Annotated in this window: 17 protein-coding genes, 1 pseudogene and 1 riboswitch; of the genes and pseudogenes, 4 read left to right on the top strand and 14 right to left on the bottom strand. The window is 46.4% G+C overall.

Going from position 1 to position 18,282, the window contains the following annotated elements; translation table 11 throughout:
• Positions 1-2: 2 nt before the first annotated feature.
• Entirely contained in the window at positions 3-974 is a 972-nt protein-coding gene (locus LLH06_RS09575) for an ABC transporter substrate-binding protein (RefSeq protein WP_228173143.1), read from the bottom strand.
• 90 nt (positions 975-1,064) lie between these two features.
• On the opposite strand from LLH06_RS09575, the gene LLH06_RS09570 reads away from it, so the two are divergent.
• The 3 genes from LLH06_RS09570 (at position 1,065) to LLH06_RS09560 (ending at position 6,169) form a co-directional block, all read left to right on the top strand.
• Complete coding sequence (locus LLH06_RS09570; RefSeq protein WP_394800323.1) at positions 1,065-2,207, top strand: methionine aminotransferase; 1,143 nt, start codon at positions 1,065-1,067, stop codon at positions 2,205-2,207.
• Positions 2,208-2,262: 55 nt separating this feature from the next.
• Positions 2,263-3,042 carry an amidohydrolase gene (locus LLH06_RS09565; protein ID WP_228173142.1) on the top strand — a complete coding sequence of 260 codons (780 nt, stop codon included), beginning with the start codon at positions 2,263-2,265 and terminating at the stop codon, positions 3,040-3,042.
• Between the two features lie 79 nt (positions 3,043-3,121).
• Positions 3,122-6,169, top strand: a complete 3,048-nt coding sequence (locus LLH06_RS09560; RefSeq protein WP_228173141.1) for a GH92 family glycosyl hydrolase — start codon at positions 3,122-3,124, stop codon at positions 6,167-6,169.
• Between the two features lie 21 nt (positions 6,170-6,190).
• On the opposite strand, the gene LLH06_RS09555 is transcribed toward LLH06_RS09560, so the two are convergent.
• The 9 genes from LLH06_RS09555 to LLH06_RS09515 form a co-directional block, all read right to left on the bottom strand.
• Positions 6,191-6,523, bottom strand: a complete 333-nt coding sequence (locus LLH06_RS09555; RefSeq protein ID WP_228173140.1) for a DUF2185 domain-containing protein — start codon at positions 6,521-6,523, stop codon at positions 6,191-6,193.
• Between the two features lie 63 nt (positions 6,524-6,586).
• Positions 6,587-7,222 carry a peroxiredoxin gene (locus LLH06_RS09550; RefSeq protein WP_228173139.1) on the bottom strand — a complete coding sequence of 212 codons (636 nt, stop codon included), beginning with the start codon at positions 7,220-7,222 and terminating at the stop codon, positions 6,587-6,589.
• A gap of 41 nt (positions 7,223-7,263) precedes the next feature.
• A complete protein-coding gene (locus LLH06_RS09545) occupies positions 7,264-8,397 on the bottom strand; it encodes a cysteine desulfurase family protein (RefSeq protein WP_228173138.1) in 1,134 nt (377 codons plus the stop codon).
• Between the two features lie 104 nt (positions 8,398-8,501).
• A riboswitch (SAM riboswitch) is annotated at positions 8,502-8,618 on the bottom strand.
• Between the two features lie 141 nt (positions 8,619-8,759).
• Complete coding sequence (locus tag LLH06_RS09540; protein WP_228173137.1) at positions 8,760-10,121, bottom strand: lipopolysaccharide biosynthesis protein; 1,362 nt, start codon at positions 10,119-10,121, stop codon at positions 8,760-8,762.
• 40 nt (positions 10,122-10,161) lie between these two features.
• Positions 10,162-10,947 carry a glycosyltransferase gene (locus tag LLH06_RS09535; protein ID WP_228173136.1) on the bottom strand — a complete coding sequence of 262 codons (786 nt, stop codon included), beginning with the start codon at positions 10,945-10,947 and terminating at the stop codon, positions 10,162-10,164.
• A gap of 8 nt (positions 10,948-10,955) precedes the next feature.
• Complete coding sequence (locus LLH06_RS09530; RefSeq protein ID WP_228173135.1) at positions 10,956-11,840, bottom strand: glycosyltransferase family 8 protein; 885 nt, start codon at positions 11,838-11,840, stop codon at positions 10,956-10,958.
• Between the two features lie 250 nt (positions 11,841-12,090).
• A complete protein-coding gene (locus LLH06_RS09525; RefSeq protein WP_228173134.1) occupies positions 12,091-12,945 on the bottom strand; it encodes a fumarylacetoacetate hydrolase family protein in 855 nt (284 codons plus the stop codon).
• Positions 12,946-13,007: 62 nt separating this feature from the next.
• Positions 13,008-14,051 carry an aldo/keto reductase gene (locus tag LLH06_RS09520; protein ID WP_228173133.1) on the bottom strand — a complete coding sequence of 348 codons (1,044 nt, stop codon included), beginning with the start codon at positions 14,049-14,051 and terminating at the stop codon, positions 13,008-13,010.
• Between the two features lie 76 nt (positions 14,052-14,127).
• On the bottom strand, positions 14,128-14,691 hold the full coding sequence (locus tag LLH06_RS09515; protein ID WP_394800322.1) for an arylesterase: 564 nt from the start codon (positions 14,689-14,691) through the stop codon (positions 14,128-14,130).
• A gap of 77 nt (positions 14,692-14,768) precedes the next feature.
• Here LLH06_RS09515 and LLH06_RS09510 point away from each other — a divergent pair, with 77 nt between their 5' ends.
• Entirely contained in the window at positions 14,769-15,587 is an 819-nt protein-coding gene (locus LLH06_RS09510) for an SDR family oxidoreductase (protein WP_228173131.1), read from the top strand.
• 13 nt (positions 15,588-15,600) lie between these two features.
• Here the strand turns inward: LLH06_RS09510 and LLH06_RS09505 are convergent, their stop codons facing one another.
• From LLH06_RS09505 to LLH06_RS09490, 4 genes and pseudogenes are all read right to left on the bottom strand, one after another.
• On the bottom strand, positions 15,601-16,755 hold the full coding sequence (locus LLH06_RS09505; RefSeq protein ID WP_228173130.1) for a GAF domain-containing protein: 1,155 nt from the start codon (positions 16,753-16,755) through the stop codon (positions 15,601-15,603).
• Between the two features lie 105 nt (positions 16,756-16,860).
• On the bottom strand, positions 16,861-17,478 hold the full coding sequence (msrA, locus tag LLH06_RS09500; RefSeq protein WP_228173129.1) for a peptide-methionine (S)-S-oxide reductase MsrA: 618 nt from the start codon (positions 17,476-17,478) through the stop codon (positions 16,861-16,863).
• 74 nt (positions 17,479-17,552) lie between these two features.
• Positions 17,553-17,804, bottom strand: coding sequence for a hypothetical protein (locus LLH06_RS09495; protein WP_228173128.1), 252 nt, complete (start codon positions 17,802-17,804; stop codon positions 17,553-17,555).
• A gap of 86 nt (positions 17,805-17,890) precedes the next feature.
• Positions 17,891-18,265: pseudogene (locus LLH06_RS09490) on the bottom strand (MOSC domain-containing protein).
• Between the last annotated feature and the right edge of the window lie 17 nt (positions 18,266-18,282).

Here is an 18,282-nt window from a genome sequence, read left to right as displayed (position 1 = left end):
TCTTATTTGACGGCCTCGAAACCTGCAGGAACGTTGATGTTGTACTTTTTGGCAACTGCCGCGTTATAAACACGCTTGCGCACCTTGACCATCTCTGGCTTGAGTCCAAACACTTTGTGCGTTCTTAGATACTGAGCTGCCTGGAGGCCCGATTGGTAACCCCACTGATAAATGTCGGCACCGAAGGCTGCCACCGCCCCGCGCTGTACCAGACCAGCCTCGCTAGTGAAGATGGGAACGTGTCTCTCTTCGCAAGCCTTCAAAATGGTCTCGAAGGCGGAGAATACGGTATTATCAGGATTGGCAAAGAACGCATCGATGTTCTTGCCCAATAGCGAGCGAGTGACCAATTGCGCATCAGCTGATGAATTGAGCGGTAACGCGATCAAAGATATGTTCAGCTTACCAGCAAGTTCCTTGATGCGCTGCATGGCATCAGCCGATTGTGGCTCCGATTGGTTGTAGATCATACCCACTACCAACTGCTCGTTCTTTTTAGGAAGCAGCTTGGGGATCAGCAAAAATGAGGTATCTATATAGTTCAGGTCTTCCACGGTACCGAACAAATTGGCCGGAGCCTTACCGTTCGCATCGACCAAGTGGGCACGCTCTGGCGTGGGCGATACCATCATGAAAATGGGAATGGTCTTGGTCTTTTGGGAAGCCGTCACCGAGGCCAGCGTAGTGCTGGTAGCCAGAAGATCGACCGGCTCGGAAACGAACTTATTGACGATCTGCGTCAGTGTAGGAATGCTCCCTTGTGCGTTCTGATATTCGATCTCGATATTTCCCTTTTGTTGGCTATACCCATTTTTGGCCAACGCATCCTCAAAACCGGTCTTGGCCTGGGCAATGGTCGCATCCTCAAAGGCATCAACAAAGCCTACCACCGGCGCGCCGTTCTTAGGTTTTTGATGACAACTGATAACGGCGAATAGGAGCAAAATGAAAGGTAGATATTGATAACGCTTCATCCTACTAAAGTAAACATTTGTGACACACGGTATTTGAATGTTGTTAGAAAAAAACCGCTTTTTACTTCTAATTAACTATTTTAGCCCTTAATGATGTCTGCCTCTAAACTGCCTCAAACAGGAACAACGATCTTCACAACGATGTCGGCATTGGCCAACGAGGTCGGTGCTATAAATCTGTCGCAAGGCTTCCCCGATTATGATTGCGACCCCGAATTAGTAGAATTGGTGAACCAGGCCATGAAAGCCGGTCAAAACCAATACGCCCCCATGGCGGGCTGGATGCCGCTAAGAGAACAACTGGCTCAAAAAGTGCAAGATCTATATGGCGCTACCTACGACCCTGACACCGAGATCACTATCACGGCCGGCGGTACTCAAGCCATCTTCACGGCCATTTGTGCGGCTATACATCCAAATGATGAGGTGATCGTTTTTGAACCCGCTTATGACTGTTATGCACCGGCTATCAAGCTAATGGGCGGTACTGTTAAGTCATTGGAACTGGAACCACCCACCTACCGCATCAATTGGGAAATGGTGAAACGGCTGATCACCAACCGAACACGGATGATCATTCTGAACTCGCCCCACAATCCTACGGCTACCATCTTACATCAGGAGGATATAGAAGAGCTAAGCACCATTGTAAGGAACCGTGATATACTGATCCTGAGCGATGAGGTCTATGAACACCTGATATATGATGGCGAGGTGCACCACAGCATGGCCCGATATCCGGAGTTGCAGCAGCGCAGCTTTATCGCGGCCTCCTTTGGTAAGTTATTTCATACCACCGGTTGGAAGGTGGGCTACTGTCTGGCTCCGGCTGCGTTGATGCAGGAGTTCCGGAAGATACATCAGTACCTCGTTTTTAGTGTGAATACCCCTGTGCAGGTGGGCATCGCTAATTATCTAAAAAATGAGGAACATTATCTGACTTTATCGAAATTTTTCCAACAAAAGCGAGATCTTTTCAGATCTGGTCTGGCTAATACCAAGTTCGAGCTGCTTCCATGCAGCGGTTCTTATTTTCAGTCGGTCTCTTATCGGAAATTCAGTGATATGAAGGACACTGACCTGGCTATCCAGATAACCCGCGAGCATGGCGTGGCTTCTATACCGGTCTCCGCCTTTTACAATAAAGCGACCGACCATCATATCCTACGTTTCTGTTTTGCCAAAAAGCAGGAAACGCTTGAGAAAGCGATCGAGAGGTTGATGAAATTATAATTTTTTGGTTACTTGCACTTCCTGTTTCGTTTAACTCGTTCATATGCCGATGCCTATGGAAAATTTAAAGATCACTACTTATCAAGGCTACCTGTTTTGGGAGAACATTGATAAGAACCTGCAAAACATAGGTTTACGCCTGTCATCTATACCGAATACCGACCTTATCGTGTTGCCTGAGATGTTCAATACTGGCTTTAGTATGGATGCTGAGAAGCTTGCTGAACCCATGAACGGTAAGACCATGCAATGGATGCAAACGATAGCCCGCAAGCATGAGTGCGTGGTAACAGGAAGCCTCATTATCAAGGAGAACGACAAGTTCTATAACCGCATGATCTGGATGCGTCCTGACGGAACTTCTCAATATTACGATAAGCGACACCTATTCGCGATGGGAAATGAGGATAAGACCTACACCGCGGGCACCGAAAAGCTTGTGGTGGAATTGAACGGTTGGAAGATCTTATTGGGCATCTGTTATGACCTTCGTTTTCCGGTGTGGCTACGTAACGATATCAATGACCCTTATGATATTCTACTATTGGTGGCCAATTGGCCGGAAAAGCGCTCGCTGCACTGGCGAACGCTGATCCCGGCTCGTGCTATCGAGAATCAATCGTTCGTGATCGCTGTGAATCGTTTTGGTTATGATGGTAATGAGGTACACCACTCTGGCGACTCTATGTGTATTGACCCAAACGGTAAGGTCATTTATTACAAACCTAATGAAGAGGATATCTACACCTTCAGTATCAGTCCTGAAGAATTAGAAAAGACCCGCCGCTATATGCCTTTTTTGAAAGATGCTGACCATTTTCGTCTTGAAAACTGACGCGTTGTATAGCGTACCGTCTATTGTAAAGTAATTTTAAACTGACTATTTTGGCGTTGTAACCAAGTATAACGCCGGTATGTCTATCCACCTGTTCAAAAAGGTCAGTTCTTTCTCTTTATCTATTTTATTATCAGCTTCTTTTATTAGCGCTAACGCGCAAAAGAAGAAAAATCTCACGCCGTTGGTGGATCCATTTATCGGTACGGGTGGCCATGGACATACCTTTCCTGGCGCTACCTTGCCATTTGGAATGGTACAGTTAAGCCCTGATACCCGCTTGGAAGGTTGGGACGGCTGCTCGGGTTATCATTATAGCGATACTACGGTGTACGGCTTTTCACATACCCACCTGAGCGGCACAGGTGTTCCAGACTACTGTGATATACTTTTTATGCCGACCACCGGTGTTCCACGTTTGAATAATTCGGAATACCGCTCAGGATTCAAAAAGGCTAATGAAGAGGCATCGCCCGGCTATTACAAGACCTACCTGGACAAATACCATATTAAGGCAGAACTGACAGCAACCTTGCGTGCTGGACTACACCGATATACGTTCCCCTATACGGATAAGGCGAATATTGTGATCGACCTGAAACATCGAGACAAGGTGCTGGACTCGTGGATAGAGGTGGTCAATGACCATGAGATACGCGGAATGCGACGGTCCTCCTCGTGGGCAAAGGACCAGTACGTATATTTTTACGCCAAATTCTCTAAACCTTTCAGCACCTATAGCATAGCCTCTGACGAAATAGCCCAGCCTGGAAAGCAAAAGCTTGAGGGAAAGAATATCAAGATGTACGTGCAATTCAATGACCCTAATGAAGTGTTGGTTAAGGTAGGCATATCATCAGTAAGTGCTGATGGAGCTTTAAAAAATTTGGATGCTGATCTGAATGACTTTGATTTCAAACAGACCGTTAAGCAAGCTAAAGCAGCCTGGAACACTGAACTGAATAAGATCATAGTGGAAGGCGGCGGACCACAGTCGAACCAACAGCCGGTCAACACCAACAATGGTGGTTACCCATACGCACAACGGTCCCGACCTAGGGCCGCTCCCGCAGTTGACCATGCAAAGAACAAGCAGACCATTTTTTATACTTCGCTGTACCACTGCATGATGGCTCCAAACGTATACAGCGATATTGACGGCCAATACCGTGGACTTGACGGCAAGGTACATAATGCTCAAGGATTCAACTACTACACGGTGTTCTCGCTTTGGGATACCTTTAGGGCCGAACACCCGCTGTTGACACTCATCGACAAAAAGCGGACGCTAGACTTTATCAAAACGTTTCTAGCAATGTATGAGCAGGCTAGCACACTTCCGGTATGGCCATTGGCCTCTAACGAGACCTGGTGCATGATCGGGAATCATGCCATACCAGTGATCGCTGATGCATACAGCAAAGGCATACGCGATTTTGATGCCGGTAAAGTGCTGGAAGCTATGAAAGCCTCAGTCAACCGTGATCAATTTGGACTTACCGCCTATCGCACGAACGGCTTGGTGCTCGGCGATACCGAATCAGAGTCAGTATCAAAAACCCTGGAATATGCCTATGATGATTACTGCATTGCTCAAATGGCCAAAATGATGGGCCGCAATGAGGACCATGATACTTATAGTAAGCGGGCGCAGTATTGGAAGAACGTTTTCAATGAGCAAAATGGGTTCATGCAGGCGCGGGTAAACGGTAGTTGGTATACGCCGTTCTATCCTACTGAGGTCAACAATAATTACACAGAAGGAAATGCCTGGCACTATAGCTTCTTTGTTCCGCAGGATGTAGAAGGACTGATGAACAGCTTAGGTGGCCGCGAAAAGTTCGAGGCTAAGTTGGATGAATTGTTCACCACTACCGATAAGCTGAGTGGCCGTGAACAAGCCGACATTACCGGACTGATCGGTCAATACGCGCATGGCAATGAGCCAAGTCATCACATGGCCTATCTGTACAACTTTACCGCCAACCCCGAGAAAACGCAGATGCGTTTGAACGAAATATTTAGAACTCAATACAGTGCTAAACCGGATGGATTGGCCGGAAATGAAGATTGTGGGCAGATGTCTGCATGGTATGTTATGAGTGCTTTGGGCCTTTACAATATAGCGCCGGGTCAGCAACAATTTATGATCGGCTTGCCGCAATTTGATAAAGCGACTGTAACGCTCGAGAACGGCAAGAAGTTCGTCGTTACCAATTCGGGAGCTTCCGTTGGCTTGAATAACACTTACCTGCAGGGTATGAACCTGGCTAAAAAGCCTTATAATAAGCTATTTATCGACTACAAGGACATTGCAGATGGCGGCGAATTTGATGTGTTCACCGGGCGTTTGCCTAATCAGCTGTTCGTGCAGGACCTGGAACGGCCAACATCAAAGATCAGTGAACAATTGATCGTACCCAACCCGGCGTTTATTACTACTGGTCGGACCTTCAAACAGCAGATCAATGTAGCCATGAACTGTGCAGATCCGCAAGCAAAGATCTATTACACATTGGATGGCAGCATACCCAACGCATCATCTAATGTTTATCTAAGACCGTTGACCTTTACCGGTACGACCACTGTTAGAGCGATAGCGATCAAAGAGGGCAAGACCAGCTTTGTGAACTCAGGAACTTTTACCCTCTTCAATTCCAACTTAAAGATCACGCAACTGAGCAAATACCTGCCTAATTATGCCGCATCGGGTGACGATGCTTTGGTGGATGGCGCAGAAGGCACCGCAAACTGGCGTATGGGCAACTATTGGCAGGGCTTTCAGGGTAAAGATCTTGAAGTGGTTGTAGACATGGGGCAGGTAAAGCCGATCAAACACATCAGCCTGGGTACGCTTCAGGATACCGGTGCCTGGATAGTTTTCCCTAAGCAGGTGGAATATCAGTTATCCGACGATGGCAAGAATTTTAAAACCGTTGCTACTGTGGCCACTAAAGTTGGGATAGAGAGCCTTGCTTCGCAAACACAGACCTTCACAGCTTCTATCAACGGTCGCGCACGTTATATCAAAGTTGTTGCTAAGCAATATGGCCAATTACCAGCATGGCATGAAAGTAAAGGCAACCAGAGCTACATATTCGTTGACGAATTGAAAGTTGATCAATAGTATAGCTTTCGACTTCCAGGTTCATTGCGTGACAATATCGAAGTGGTCGCCCGCACCTGCTCGCTCCAGTTCGACCGGATAAGGTAGATGGAGGTACGGAATGATAGCCGGATCGTAATTAGCTATCGTATTGACATCATACACCATCGTGTTCTCGGCGTTATCGAGATATTCCTGATCCTCAGTGCCGGAGAGGAAACGCCAACCACTATCTATCTCGTTGTCCGGCGTTTCGCGATACATATAATTTACCTTTAAGCCATCAACGGTGATCTTATCAGTAGCCATGCATCCGCCCATGCGAGGAATAAGGTCTTTGATGTCTTCGGCTTTTAAATTAAAATTCTTCGCCATGATCTAAAATTGCAAAAGGCCTCTTGACATACAAGAGGCCTTTTGCTATGAATACCGATGGTGTTATTTGTTCGGCTGCGGCGTTAAACGCAGGTAAGGCTTAACACGAGTATGTCCTTTAGGGAAACGGCTCTCGATCTCTTCGTCCTTAACGGCTGGAGTGATCACCACGTCCTCTCCTTCTTTCCAGTCGGCTGGCGTAGCCACGCTATAGTTGGCGGTCAATTGCAGGGAATCGATCACACGCAGTATCTCCTGAAAATTACGGCCAGTAGATGCAGGGTAGGTAATGATCAGTTTGATGGTCTTGTCGGGCGCGATAATGAATAATGAACGCACGGTAGCGGTCAGTGACGCGTTAGGGTGTATCATATCATACGCTTCGGCTATCTCACGGTTCTCATCGGCAATAATGGGAAAGTTCACTTCCACATCTTGGGTCTCGTTGATATCACTGATCCAGCCATGATGCGATTCTACCGAATCTACGCTTAATGCAGCCACTTTTACGTTACGTTTCTCGAACTCATCTTTCAAAGCGGCTGTGCGGCCAAGCTCCGTGGTACAAACCGGTGTATAATCGGCCGGGTGCGAGAACAATACTCCCCAGCTGTCGCCTAAAAATTCGTAAAAATCTATCTCGCCTTGCGAGGTCTGTGCCTTAAAATTGGGGGCTTTATCGCCTAATCTTAAACTCATGGTCTTTATTGTTTAATAATGATGTAATAGGTTAATATTGGTTATGCTGCTAAGGTTTGATAAATGTTCGACAATATGGTGATCACACTGTCAATTTCGGCAATGGTATTGAATTTACTGAATGAGAAGCGCACGTTGTCTTTATGTGCCGACGTGTTGATGGCCTGCAACACATGTGAAGAAGAACCGGTAGAACAAGCGCTACCGCCTGATACGGAGATGCCCTGCTCGTCCAAACATCGGAGCAGGCTACTATACTCCAATGCAGGCAGTCCAACATTTAATACGGTATACAAGCTCTTATCAGCATGGGCAGAGTTACCATTAAAGCTGACTTCGGGTACCTCATTAAGCAGTCTTTTGATAAAGTGATCTTTCAGCTGCTGTATGTAAGCCTGATGCTCATCTATCTCTGCATAGGCGATCTGTAAGGCAGTAGTAAGCCCTACTATGCCATGTATATTCTCGGTGCCGGCTCTTAGTTTCTTCTCCTGACCTCCCCCATGTATCAATTGTATCAGTGGTGTCCCTTTACGGCAGTATAGAAATCCTACGCCTTTAGGCCCATGAAATTTGTGAGCCGAAGCAGCCAGGAAATGGACCTTAAGTTTTTGCAGGTCGTGGCGGTAGTGCCCTACCGTTTGCACGGTATCTGTATGGAACAGAGCATCGTAACGTTCGCATAGCTGGCCTATATATTCGATATCGTTTAGGTTGCCGATCTCGTTATTGGCATGCATAACTGATACCAAACTCCGGGTGTTACTTGCCAATAGTTGTTCCAGGTGTTGCAGGTCAAGGTTCCCGTGCGCATCATTATCAATAAAGCTTATTTTGATCAAGCCTTTGGTCTGTAAGTCGCGCAGGGTATGCAACACCGCATGATGCTCAAAACGGGTGGTGATCACATGACCGATACCGGCCGCATGCACGGCAGAAAGTATAGCGGTATTATCAGCCTCGGTGCCTCCTGAGGTAAAAATGATCTCTTCGGGCAATGCATTCAATAGACCAGCAATGGTGTTTCGGCATTCCTCAATGGCATGACGCGCGCGCCTACCCTGCTCATGATGCGACGACGGGTTGCCGTAGTGGTCAAGCAGGTACGGGGTCATGGCGTCAAATACTTCTTTATCTAAGGGAGTGGTCGCGGCGTTGTCAAGATAAATTCTCATGGCTTTTGATATTGATGTTAATTGTTTGATCATCTTCATCAACTTATACCAAAAAGAATGCGGGTGTTGCGCAGCGTGATATCACAAGTACGGGTCTACTTGTTGGCTTATCTTTCTCCTTTATGATCAGGAGCAGGAATTAGCACCTTTTACCCAGCATATAGCCGGTATAGGTTGCCAAGACGTCATCGGGCCCTTCCCTCGGTCTTTCTGGATAAGTATAACAAAGAACGTTCGTGAACTGAGACAAATATAGAATAATAATTTATAAAGTCTATAGATTTTGTAGAATTTATTTTAGGTGATCAATCTCACCCTGTCTGACATGATTTCGCGTAAAGAAAAAGTACGGAAAAAACGGGCTATGCTACCTTCTGTTTCTTCTTCCGTATCATGGCCCAGGTGTCTTTAAGAAGCCAGGTGGTCTCGAGCCAGCCGATCTTGTATACATCACGCAGGGTGAACTTTTCATACCGCTGCAGCCAGTTGTAGCTGATCACCATACCAGTGAGCACCGGTAGTATTGTTGCAAAGGCTACGCCGTACACATTGCCAAATATCCATACGCCTAGAAAGTCGCCGATCACGTTGGCAGCCAGCATGAATATAAGCTTCACCGCGTTCACTTGTGGCTGGTTGGTGGCATCCAGGGCCAAAGCCATAAAACGTTCTACCGGGTATAATAAGGCAAAGGTCATGAATACCCGCAATACGTTGGCAGCCTCGGTACTTAGGTATTTTTTATCCACTATCCAGATAGCAATCTCGGCAAAGCATAGCGAGCCCACTACCACTGGCAACAGCAGGAAAGTAAGCAAACCTGAATACTTTTTGAGCAGATATATCACATGGTATTTGTTGTTCTGATTATGAGCAGCAGATAACGGAGGCATAATGGTAGCAGCAAAACTGCGTAGAGGTATCTCCACCAGTTCCATTAAGCGCAGGCCTAGGTTGTATACCGCAACGGCAGCGTCACCCAGCATATACTTAATGATGTACGTATCAGAGTTGCGGAACATGCTGCTTCCTAAGGCTGTCCCTACACTGTACTTTCCAAAATTGAACAACGCATTTACAGTTGGAATGCTTTTCTTAAAAAAGGTATCGATGCGTGACCAGCCAAGCAGAATGGTCATTAAACTGGTAGCACCACCCGCCACAAAGCCACCGTATACCACCGTCATGAGGCTAATGTTATTGGTAAGGATGAGTGTTAGCACAATGGCGATCGACAACCCTGTGCTGACAGACCTGATATACAATAACCTATCAAAACGCGCCTCAGCCTGGGCTACGCAGCTGGCAATGAACGACGGTAAAGTGATGATGAACACCAGACCGAACCAACGGATGAACAGGTCGGTGCCCATGTCAGGTACATGATATGGGATCACCAGATAGACGACGTTCACCAGCACAAATACAAGTGTGATCAATGTGGATAAGAACCACGCAGAACCTGCCACCTCAGCAGCACGTTCTTTAGTTGTTCCGGCGTATGACGTGATAAATGCCGTGGTTATCAATCCAGCCCTAAAGGTATCGATCAAACCAATGGTGGCCTGGAAAAAGAACCATATACCCATCTTATCCATGGGCAAATAGTTGAGCAACACGGCCACCTGTAAAGTATTCAACACAGACATCACCGCATTACCTATCAGGTTAACGATGTGAGGGTTCTTCAACTTTTGCAGGATCGGTTTCAGCTTGGCGAACATGGATCGGGGCTACGTGACGACCACCTATGGGATGGTTATCTTATTTCAGTTTATTTAATTTAATAGTGCTGTTGATCACCTTGCCTTTCAGGTACATGAAACGCATCAGCCTGATCAGCGCTGAGTTGCTTAACTTCCATTTGCTGCGCACCATGGTATTGGGTTCGATACCACCAGCCTCGTGCAGAAAAAGGTCTGGTCCCTGGAACATCAGCGCCTTGCCCCCTTTCAGGATGAACTGCATACACATGTTGTATTCGGTGGGATCGCCCCGCTGCCCTTCAAGGTAACGGCCGAACTTGTCGAAAAAGTTGGTGCGCCGTAGATGAGGGTGATCGCTGTACAACCTAAATTTCAGGTGGTTGAGATGCCACAGGTCAGGCTTATAAAGCATCTCCGCATAACCATACTTATAGTTGCGCAGGTAAGGAAATGGAGCCCACGGAAAGGTGTAGAACCGGATCAAATCCCAGCTCTCGGTATCCATCAACTTCACCGCATTAACAAAGTTAGGCGCGAAGTCGGCTGTAGGTTCAAAGTCTTCTTGTACGTAAAGCGTATAGGGCGTAGTGACCGCATCCTGACCTTTGTTGATGTTATTACCCAGCCCTTTGTTCTGCGGAGTGGTCACCAATCGAAAACTGTAAGTTTCTTTCAGCCCTTTCACATATTCCAAATGCTCGGGCTTGCTGCCATCATCAGAAATAACTACCTCTTCAAACGATAGCTCTTCCTCGATGCAGCGTTTCAATAAGTGCTCTAACGACCTGCTACGGTTGTAGTGGGTGATCAGCAGTGTTACGCGGTCAAAGTGATGCTTAGCCATGATCTTGTTTAACCGGTTATCTTTCTGATAAAACGTTTGATCATGCGCATCCTGCGGGTAAATGCTCCTACAGGTTTGAGATTTTTCCAGGCCGTACCATTGAGGTACTCAAAAAAGATGTCGCGATATTTTTGGCTGTAAGTATAGTTGGTATAGATCGGTTTGTTGCCGATGTAATGAAGCAGCTTGGCACCTGGTTTATCATTATCCACTAAGTGATTCCATTCAGGGTCCAATGGTAGCCAGCGATTGGCCAATACCGCATTTAAGCAGTACTGATCGCCGTATACGATATATTTCTGATGTTTTACCGCAGCATCTAAAGCTTTGTTACATACATCGAACTCGTTCCACTTTTTGAGGTCGATCAATAACAGACCCGCATTCAGGTATTTGTCCTCACTTTGGTAACCGAGTTCCTTCCAGTTGCGTACCCCTCCACCCCATTCACAGCCGAGCGTTTTGATACCAGGATCCTGTACTGCACCAATGATGTTGTTGCCAAGGTCGATCTCCCATAGCTCTTTTACATTGCCAAGCACGATCATATCAGAATCAAGGTATAGCACCCGCTCAGTACCCTCAGGAATAAAAGTATGAACGAATAACCTGAAGAACGTGGTGACCGGGAGCGCGGCATTGTTGAAGTAAGGGATCTTGATCTTGCCTACCACATCTTTCACCAGCACGAACTTTAACTCGATCTCTTTACTAGTTACCGAATCAATCAGTTTTTTACGACTCGATGCACTGATGCCATCATCAATGATGTAAATATCTTTTTGTGAACCAGGAGAATTGAGCTCAAGCGATCTGATGGATGCCGCCAGTAACGGGGCAAAATTATTATCGCATGCATAAACGATGCTTAAGCGCTTATCGGTACTTGTCATATATATACTAACAGGTCGGCTTTCAGTTGTGAACTTTGGTTGCTTGGCAAATATTAAAATGCGGCAATATGATGGCTAAAATACATTATTTACACACAAAGATCTATATCATACCATAAACTGTTATACGGTAGCTTAGTATATATAGTTGTACCGATAAGTGATATTTCCGAACAATGGTCATAGCCAAATAAAAAGCCCTGCTTCGCTATGTAAGTGAGCAGGGCTTTTTCAATTTCAATATTGCTGATCAAGCGCCGTAAGCTACGGTGGTTTGCTTTTGAGTGCCCAGCCCATCGATGCCTAATTCCATCACATCGCCTGGTTTTAAGTATACAGGAGGGTTAAAGCCCAAACCTACACCTGCAGGTGTACCGGTAGAAATGATATCGCCCGGTAACAAGGTCATGAACTGGCTCACGTACGAAATAACAAAAGGCACGTTAAAGATGAAATTTGAGGTGTTGCCATCCTGCATCTTTTTGCCATTCACATTTAACCACAGGCGAAGCGCATCAGGGTCGGCTACTTCATCCGGAGTGGCCATGAACGGGCCAAGCGGTGCAAAAGTATCGCACCCCTTGCCTTTATCCCACGTTCCATTGCGCTCCAACTGAAACTCACGCTCAGATATATCATTGTGCAGCATGTAACCTGCTATATGATCAGCGGCGTCGGCTTCGTCGACATAGCTTGCCTTTTTGCCGATCACTACTGCTAATTCTACTTCCCAGTCAGTTTTTACCGAGTTTTTAGGAATGATGACATCGTCGAAAGGACCAACCACCGCGGTAGTACTTTTCATGAAGATCACCGGCTCCGGTGGCAATGGCGCACCGGTCTCCTTGGCGTGGTCAGCATAGTTCAAGCCTATGCAAAGCAATTTAGATGGACGCGCCACCGGGCAACCTACACGCTCGTCCTCAGCAACTTCTGGCAGGTTGGTACCATGTTCTTCAACAACAGCTTTTAGCTTTTCCAGACCGTCGGTCTCAAAAAAGGATTCATTGAAATCAGGAATGAAACCTGAAACATCATAACGTTTATCATTGATCAAAACCCCTGGGCGCTCCTGACCCGGTTGGCCAAATCTTATCAATTTCATTGGAGGATATATTGTATTGTTAAATATCGAACATATGAACGGTTACACGTAACCTAAATGGGTCACTTTTTCACCAACTCGTAACCTTGCTCGGTTATTAAGTGCTGGTCGAGCAGATCTTGCCAAAATTGTTCGGGTATGTGTGCATCTACCAGCGCAATGTTATGCGGTATGCGTTTTGGATTTGAAGTGCTCAGCGCTACGCTTTTAACACCCGGTGCCGCTAAGCCGAACTGTAAACATGCTGCTGCTGGCTCAACACTATGCGTTTTGCAAACGTCGTAAAAGCGTTCACGCCAAGTGTAAAGTGCCTGTCCGTCGGCGCTTTCTTTATCGATCAGGTGGTAGTTATAATAATCGCCGCCGGTCAAAAATCCGCCATTGAACACCGCCGAGTTGATGACCACCGTGCCTTGGTCGCGCAGTTTACGCATAAAAGCAAGCAGATCGTCAGGATGGCTGTGCACGGTCATGCTGTTGGCGATCATCACCCAGTCGAGTTTAACGTCCTGGTCTATACGTTGAATACTGCGCCAATCTTTTGCTCCTACGCCTACCGCCTGAGCCTTGCCCTGCGTCTTTAATTCGGTCAACGCGCGATAAGCATCCAGAACATCCTGGTAACGTTTCTCGCGATCGGTGTTATCAGTGGCTGCTGCCCAGTATTCGTCTGGGTCATGCACCGATACATATTGCGAATGATATTTGCCGAGCAATTCGTTACCCTGTTCATAGCATTCCATAATGCCCTCGTAGCTGATCTTTTGAACGGCGTCGAACTTCAGGTCTTTCCAGACACCCGGCTCGAAAGTGGGTTCGGGCGTGATAAGTTCACTCCTTACCCAGGCCAGTTTATTGCTGATCAGTACATCGGCGGGGTCAACGTTCAGATCTTCAAGACACTTTCCTAATGATTCTAACGCCTGACCTGCGCCATACTTGCCAGCCGAATCGAATACTGCCGGTTTAGGGCTGCTTTCGATGTAAGCTTTAACGATGGCACGCTTCTCTTCGTGCGGCAGGGCCACATATAAATTACCCAACCCACTGGTACCAAATATCACTTTTGGTAACGTGATCGAGTCTTGCGGGGGTGTTTCTGACATAGGAATAGTTACGATGATATACTATGGCAGCAAAGCTATTATTATCCCCTAAATAATGAAGTGTTAAATTGAATGTTTATTGATGGCCAAGCAGTGTGGCCAGCACTGGCCAGACCCTATCAGCAATTATCTTATACCCGTCGGCCGTGGGGTGCAGACCGTCGGGCAGATTCAAATGCCTGATACCGGCAACCCCCTCAAGCATAAAAGGTACAAAAGCCATATCATTCTTCATTGCCACTTGCGCGAACACTGAGCGAAACGCACCAGCAAAAGCGCCAGGTATCCATCCCGGAAGCTCCATTCCTAACAGCAACATCTTCACGTTTGGATGCCTGCTTCTGACCTTATTGATGATAGCCTGTAAGTTGGTCGATGTGGTTTGCGGTGGTATACCGCGTAAGATATCATTAGCTCCCAATTCAAGTACTAACACGTCTATCGCCTGATCAAGATAGCCATCGATCCGCAACAAACCACCCGAAGTGGTATCGCCACTTTGCCCGGCATTAATTACCTGGTAAGGCAGCTTATCAATATCGATACGTTGCTGTATGAGCGCGGGTAAGGATGTGGTCCGTGGATCACGCAGTCCGTAGCCGGCAGTGAGGCTGTCGCCAAAAAATAAAATTTTCTTCACTTTGTACATTCATCTAATTTCGAGCCATGAATGTCTTGATCGGGCACATGATGGATCTAAACGACTAAATTTGCGACATGATCAGTATATTAGGTTGCGGCTGGTTCGGCATGCCTCTGGCACGAACACTTATAAAAGACGGACACCACGTAAAGGGTTCCACTACATCCACCGAGCGCCTGGCCGAACTCAGGGACGCTGGCATCGAACCTTATGTGATCGACCTATCAAGCGAGATCACGACCGTAGATGACTCCTTTTTTGAATGTGATATGCTGGTCGTGGCCTTTCCACCTAAATTGCGTAGCGGAGACCCCAACGATCATATAAAAAAAATGCAGCGTTTGAGCGACCTGGTCAAAGCACATGCGATACCAAAGGTCATCTATATCAGCTCGACAGGTGTTTACCTAGACAATTGTAGCACAGTCAATGAGGACACCCCTATCGACCCGGCAACACCATCTATCCAGGCTTTACTATTCGCTGAAATTATCCTTCAGAATTTGCCGATCACTCAAACAACGATTCTTCGTTTTGGCGGACTTATCGGTCCTGGGAGGCATCCGGGAAGATTTTTTGCTGGCAAGACGAATATACCTAATGGAAAGGCGCCCGTGAATTTGATACATCTGATAGACTGTATCGGTGTTGTAATAGCCATTATAGCACATGATGCCTTTGGCCACATCTTCAATGCCTGTGCGCCACATCATCCACAAAAGCAGATCTTTTACACACAAGCAACTGAGCATGCGCGCTTACCGGCACCTCAATTTATTAACGAGTTAGAAGAATGGAAGATCGTGGAAAGTGTGAACGTACCGAGTTTTTTGAATTACCGGTTTGAGGTAGATGACCTCGATAAGGTATTCAGCAGAGCTGGCTCTTTCTGACAAGACCGCTGGGTTAATTAAGCCTTGTTGACCTTTCTACAGTATTGCTGATGGTCTGCTCTGATTCACGGACGATACCCCTGATCTTGCTGTCCAATTCATTGATCGTAGCTTCCATCATGGGATGATAGCTATTGGCCACATAATTCTCGTCAAGTTTCATAACCTCCATCAATCCCATTATAGATGCTACCGGACGGCGCAGCTCATGCGATTGTATGGTAGCTATCCGTTGTAATGCTTCGTTCTGCAAGCTGATCTGTTGGGCGTTCACTTTATGTGCCGTGATATCGGTAGCGTTGATGGCTACTCCAATGTAACGACCGTGGTTGTTATTCACCGGTTCAAAACTCACTTCCAGCCAACATGGATCTGCGCCTGGCTCCTGTGATAACCACTCAACACTTGATGACATTCCATTGTAGGCATTCTTTACATGATCGGCCACATTATTGAATACCGCCGGGTCGATAATGTTGAGCAGATGGGAACCCAAAGAGATCGATCTGCCATAAAGTTGCTGTATGTAATTTTGTGCTGATCGATTGTACGCCAACACCTGCATATCCTGACCCACTAATATGTGTATATCCTTCGAGCTATCAAATACTGCTTTCAGCTTGATCTCGGTCTCTTCGATCAGCTTTTCTTGTATGCTATTGTTAGTATTTTGTTGCAGAAGTGTTTGTGTACTCCAATTGAGTTCCAACAAATTTTGTATCTGCTTGGTAAATATCTTGATAGTATCTCGTTGGAGTTCGGTCAATCGCAATGGCTTGGTGTCTATCACACATAAAGTCCCTACTGGATGCCCATCATAAGTGACTAATGGCGCGCCAGCATAAAAACGTACTTGAGGTTGGCCAACAACCGCTGGGAGTTGGGCAAAGCGTAGGTCCTGCGTGGCATCATACACCTCCAAGACATCCTCCTGCTTGATAGTTTCCTGACACATGGAGAGATGCCTATCATTGCTGCTCATATTGCCCACACCTACGGACGCCTTAAACCATTGGGTCTTGTCGTCAATGATACTGATGATGGCTATAGGTACATCGCATATCCTGGCAACCAGTTCTACAAGATCTTTCAGGTCCTTTTTGATCCCGGCATCTAATTGCATGAACCTATCAACAGCGCCCAGCCGTTCCGTCTCATTCTGTATCATCTCGTATGTAAATATGCAAAGCTAAAAATAGGTCGTCGCAATAGTGCTAAGAGCGGCCGTGCATATTGATCTCAGCACGGCCGTTCGCATTATAACCTTCCTATATCAAGGCTTAAGTTTTTGTTTAAATACTTTTTCAAGTTTATCCACCTTTGGCTGGATCACCAACCGGCAATAGGGCTTGCTACTATTTAGCTTATAATAATTCTGATGATAGTCTTCAGCCACATAAAAGTTCTTGTATGGCTCAATGGCAGTGACTATCGGGTTCGGATAAACCTTTTGTTTGTTCAATTCGGCCTTGTAAGCGCTCGCCAGCGCTTTTTGCTCCGCGGTGTGATAAAATATCACCGAGCGATACTGAGTACCTTCATCAGCCCCTTGTTTATTCAATGTGGTGGGGTCATGCATTTTCCAGAACACCTCTAGCAGATCCTTGTAACTGATCACTGATGGGTCAAAGGTTAATTGGATCACTTCGGCATGGCCGGTTAATCCGCTGCTCACGTCCTCATAGCTTGGGTTGATCACCTTACCTCCTGAGTAACCCGACTCGACCTTAGTGACACCCTTTAGTCGTTGGAATATAGCTTCTGTACACCAGAAGCACCCCATTCCAAAGGTGGCTTTTTCTGTACTGTTCTTTTTGCTTTGCGCAAAGGTGCTGGCTTGCCAAACTATGAGGCAAGTTATGGTCAATATTATGGCTTTTAAGTTCTTCATCAATAAAAGATACGCAAACGAACCCAGTTCAGTTCGTTAAGCCATGAGTATGACATCAGCTTGATAATTCAAGCTTAGCTGTTGTACGCCTGGTCAGCGATCCCTTTGCCTAAATGTTGTATCTGTCCGTCGTCGAGTAACAGTGCGGCATGGGCATGAGGCTCATAGATCCATACATTGTTTTCGTTCTTGAAAATGCAACCACAAAGTTCGTCGCAATAGTAAATATCGAAAACGTTAGCAGTTTCGGCTTCTTCACGTTGTTTGATCATGACCGCCATAGGACGGTCCTTCATTGGAATATCTATCTCAAAAGCTTTTGACATACCCCTATAACCATCTAACAACTTCCTTGTTTTTTTGTGAACCTTAGAAATATATTATAAACGAAGTAGGATGTTAGCGATTGGCATTAAAAATCAAATACAAGTGGCGGTAACAGTTCACTTACTTTAATGGTATCTCCTACCCTGATCACACCTTTGCCGTGGTGTATTAGATTTTGTCCGAAGAGTATCTTGTTCTTGATACGGCGGTACCTTGCAAGGGTACGCAACGGCTCAGGCCCTGAAGCTGCCGTTCTCGGGTCGACACCGATCATCACGCATCGGGCACAAGGCTTTACACCGCTCAACCTGATACCTGAGAGCTCAAAGTTGCGCATTCGGTCCTCAAAATAAGGCTCGGTTCATGTAACGACCACATTAGGTCGAAACCGGAGCATCTCTATCGGTTCAGCCAGTCTTGAGTTGAGGTCATGAAGTGAGGCTTCACTTGTAAGCAACATAGGATAGCCATCAGCGA

It is taken from the genome of Mucilaginibacter daejeonensis (genome assembly GCF_020783335.1).
GTDB lineage: Bacteria > Bacteroidota > Bacteroidia > Sphingobacteriales > Sphingobacteriaceae > Mucilaginibacter > Mucilaginibacter daejeonensis.
This window is presented reverse-complemented; position numbering and strand designations above follow the sequence as displayed.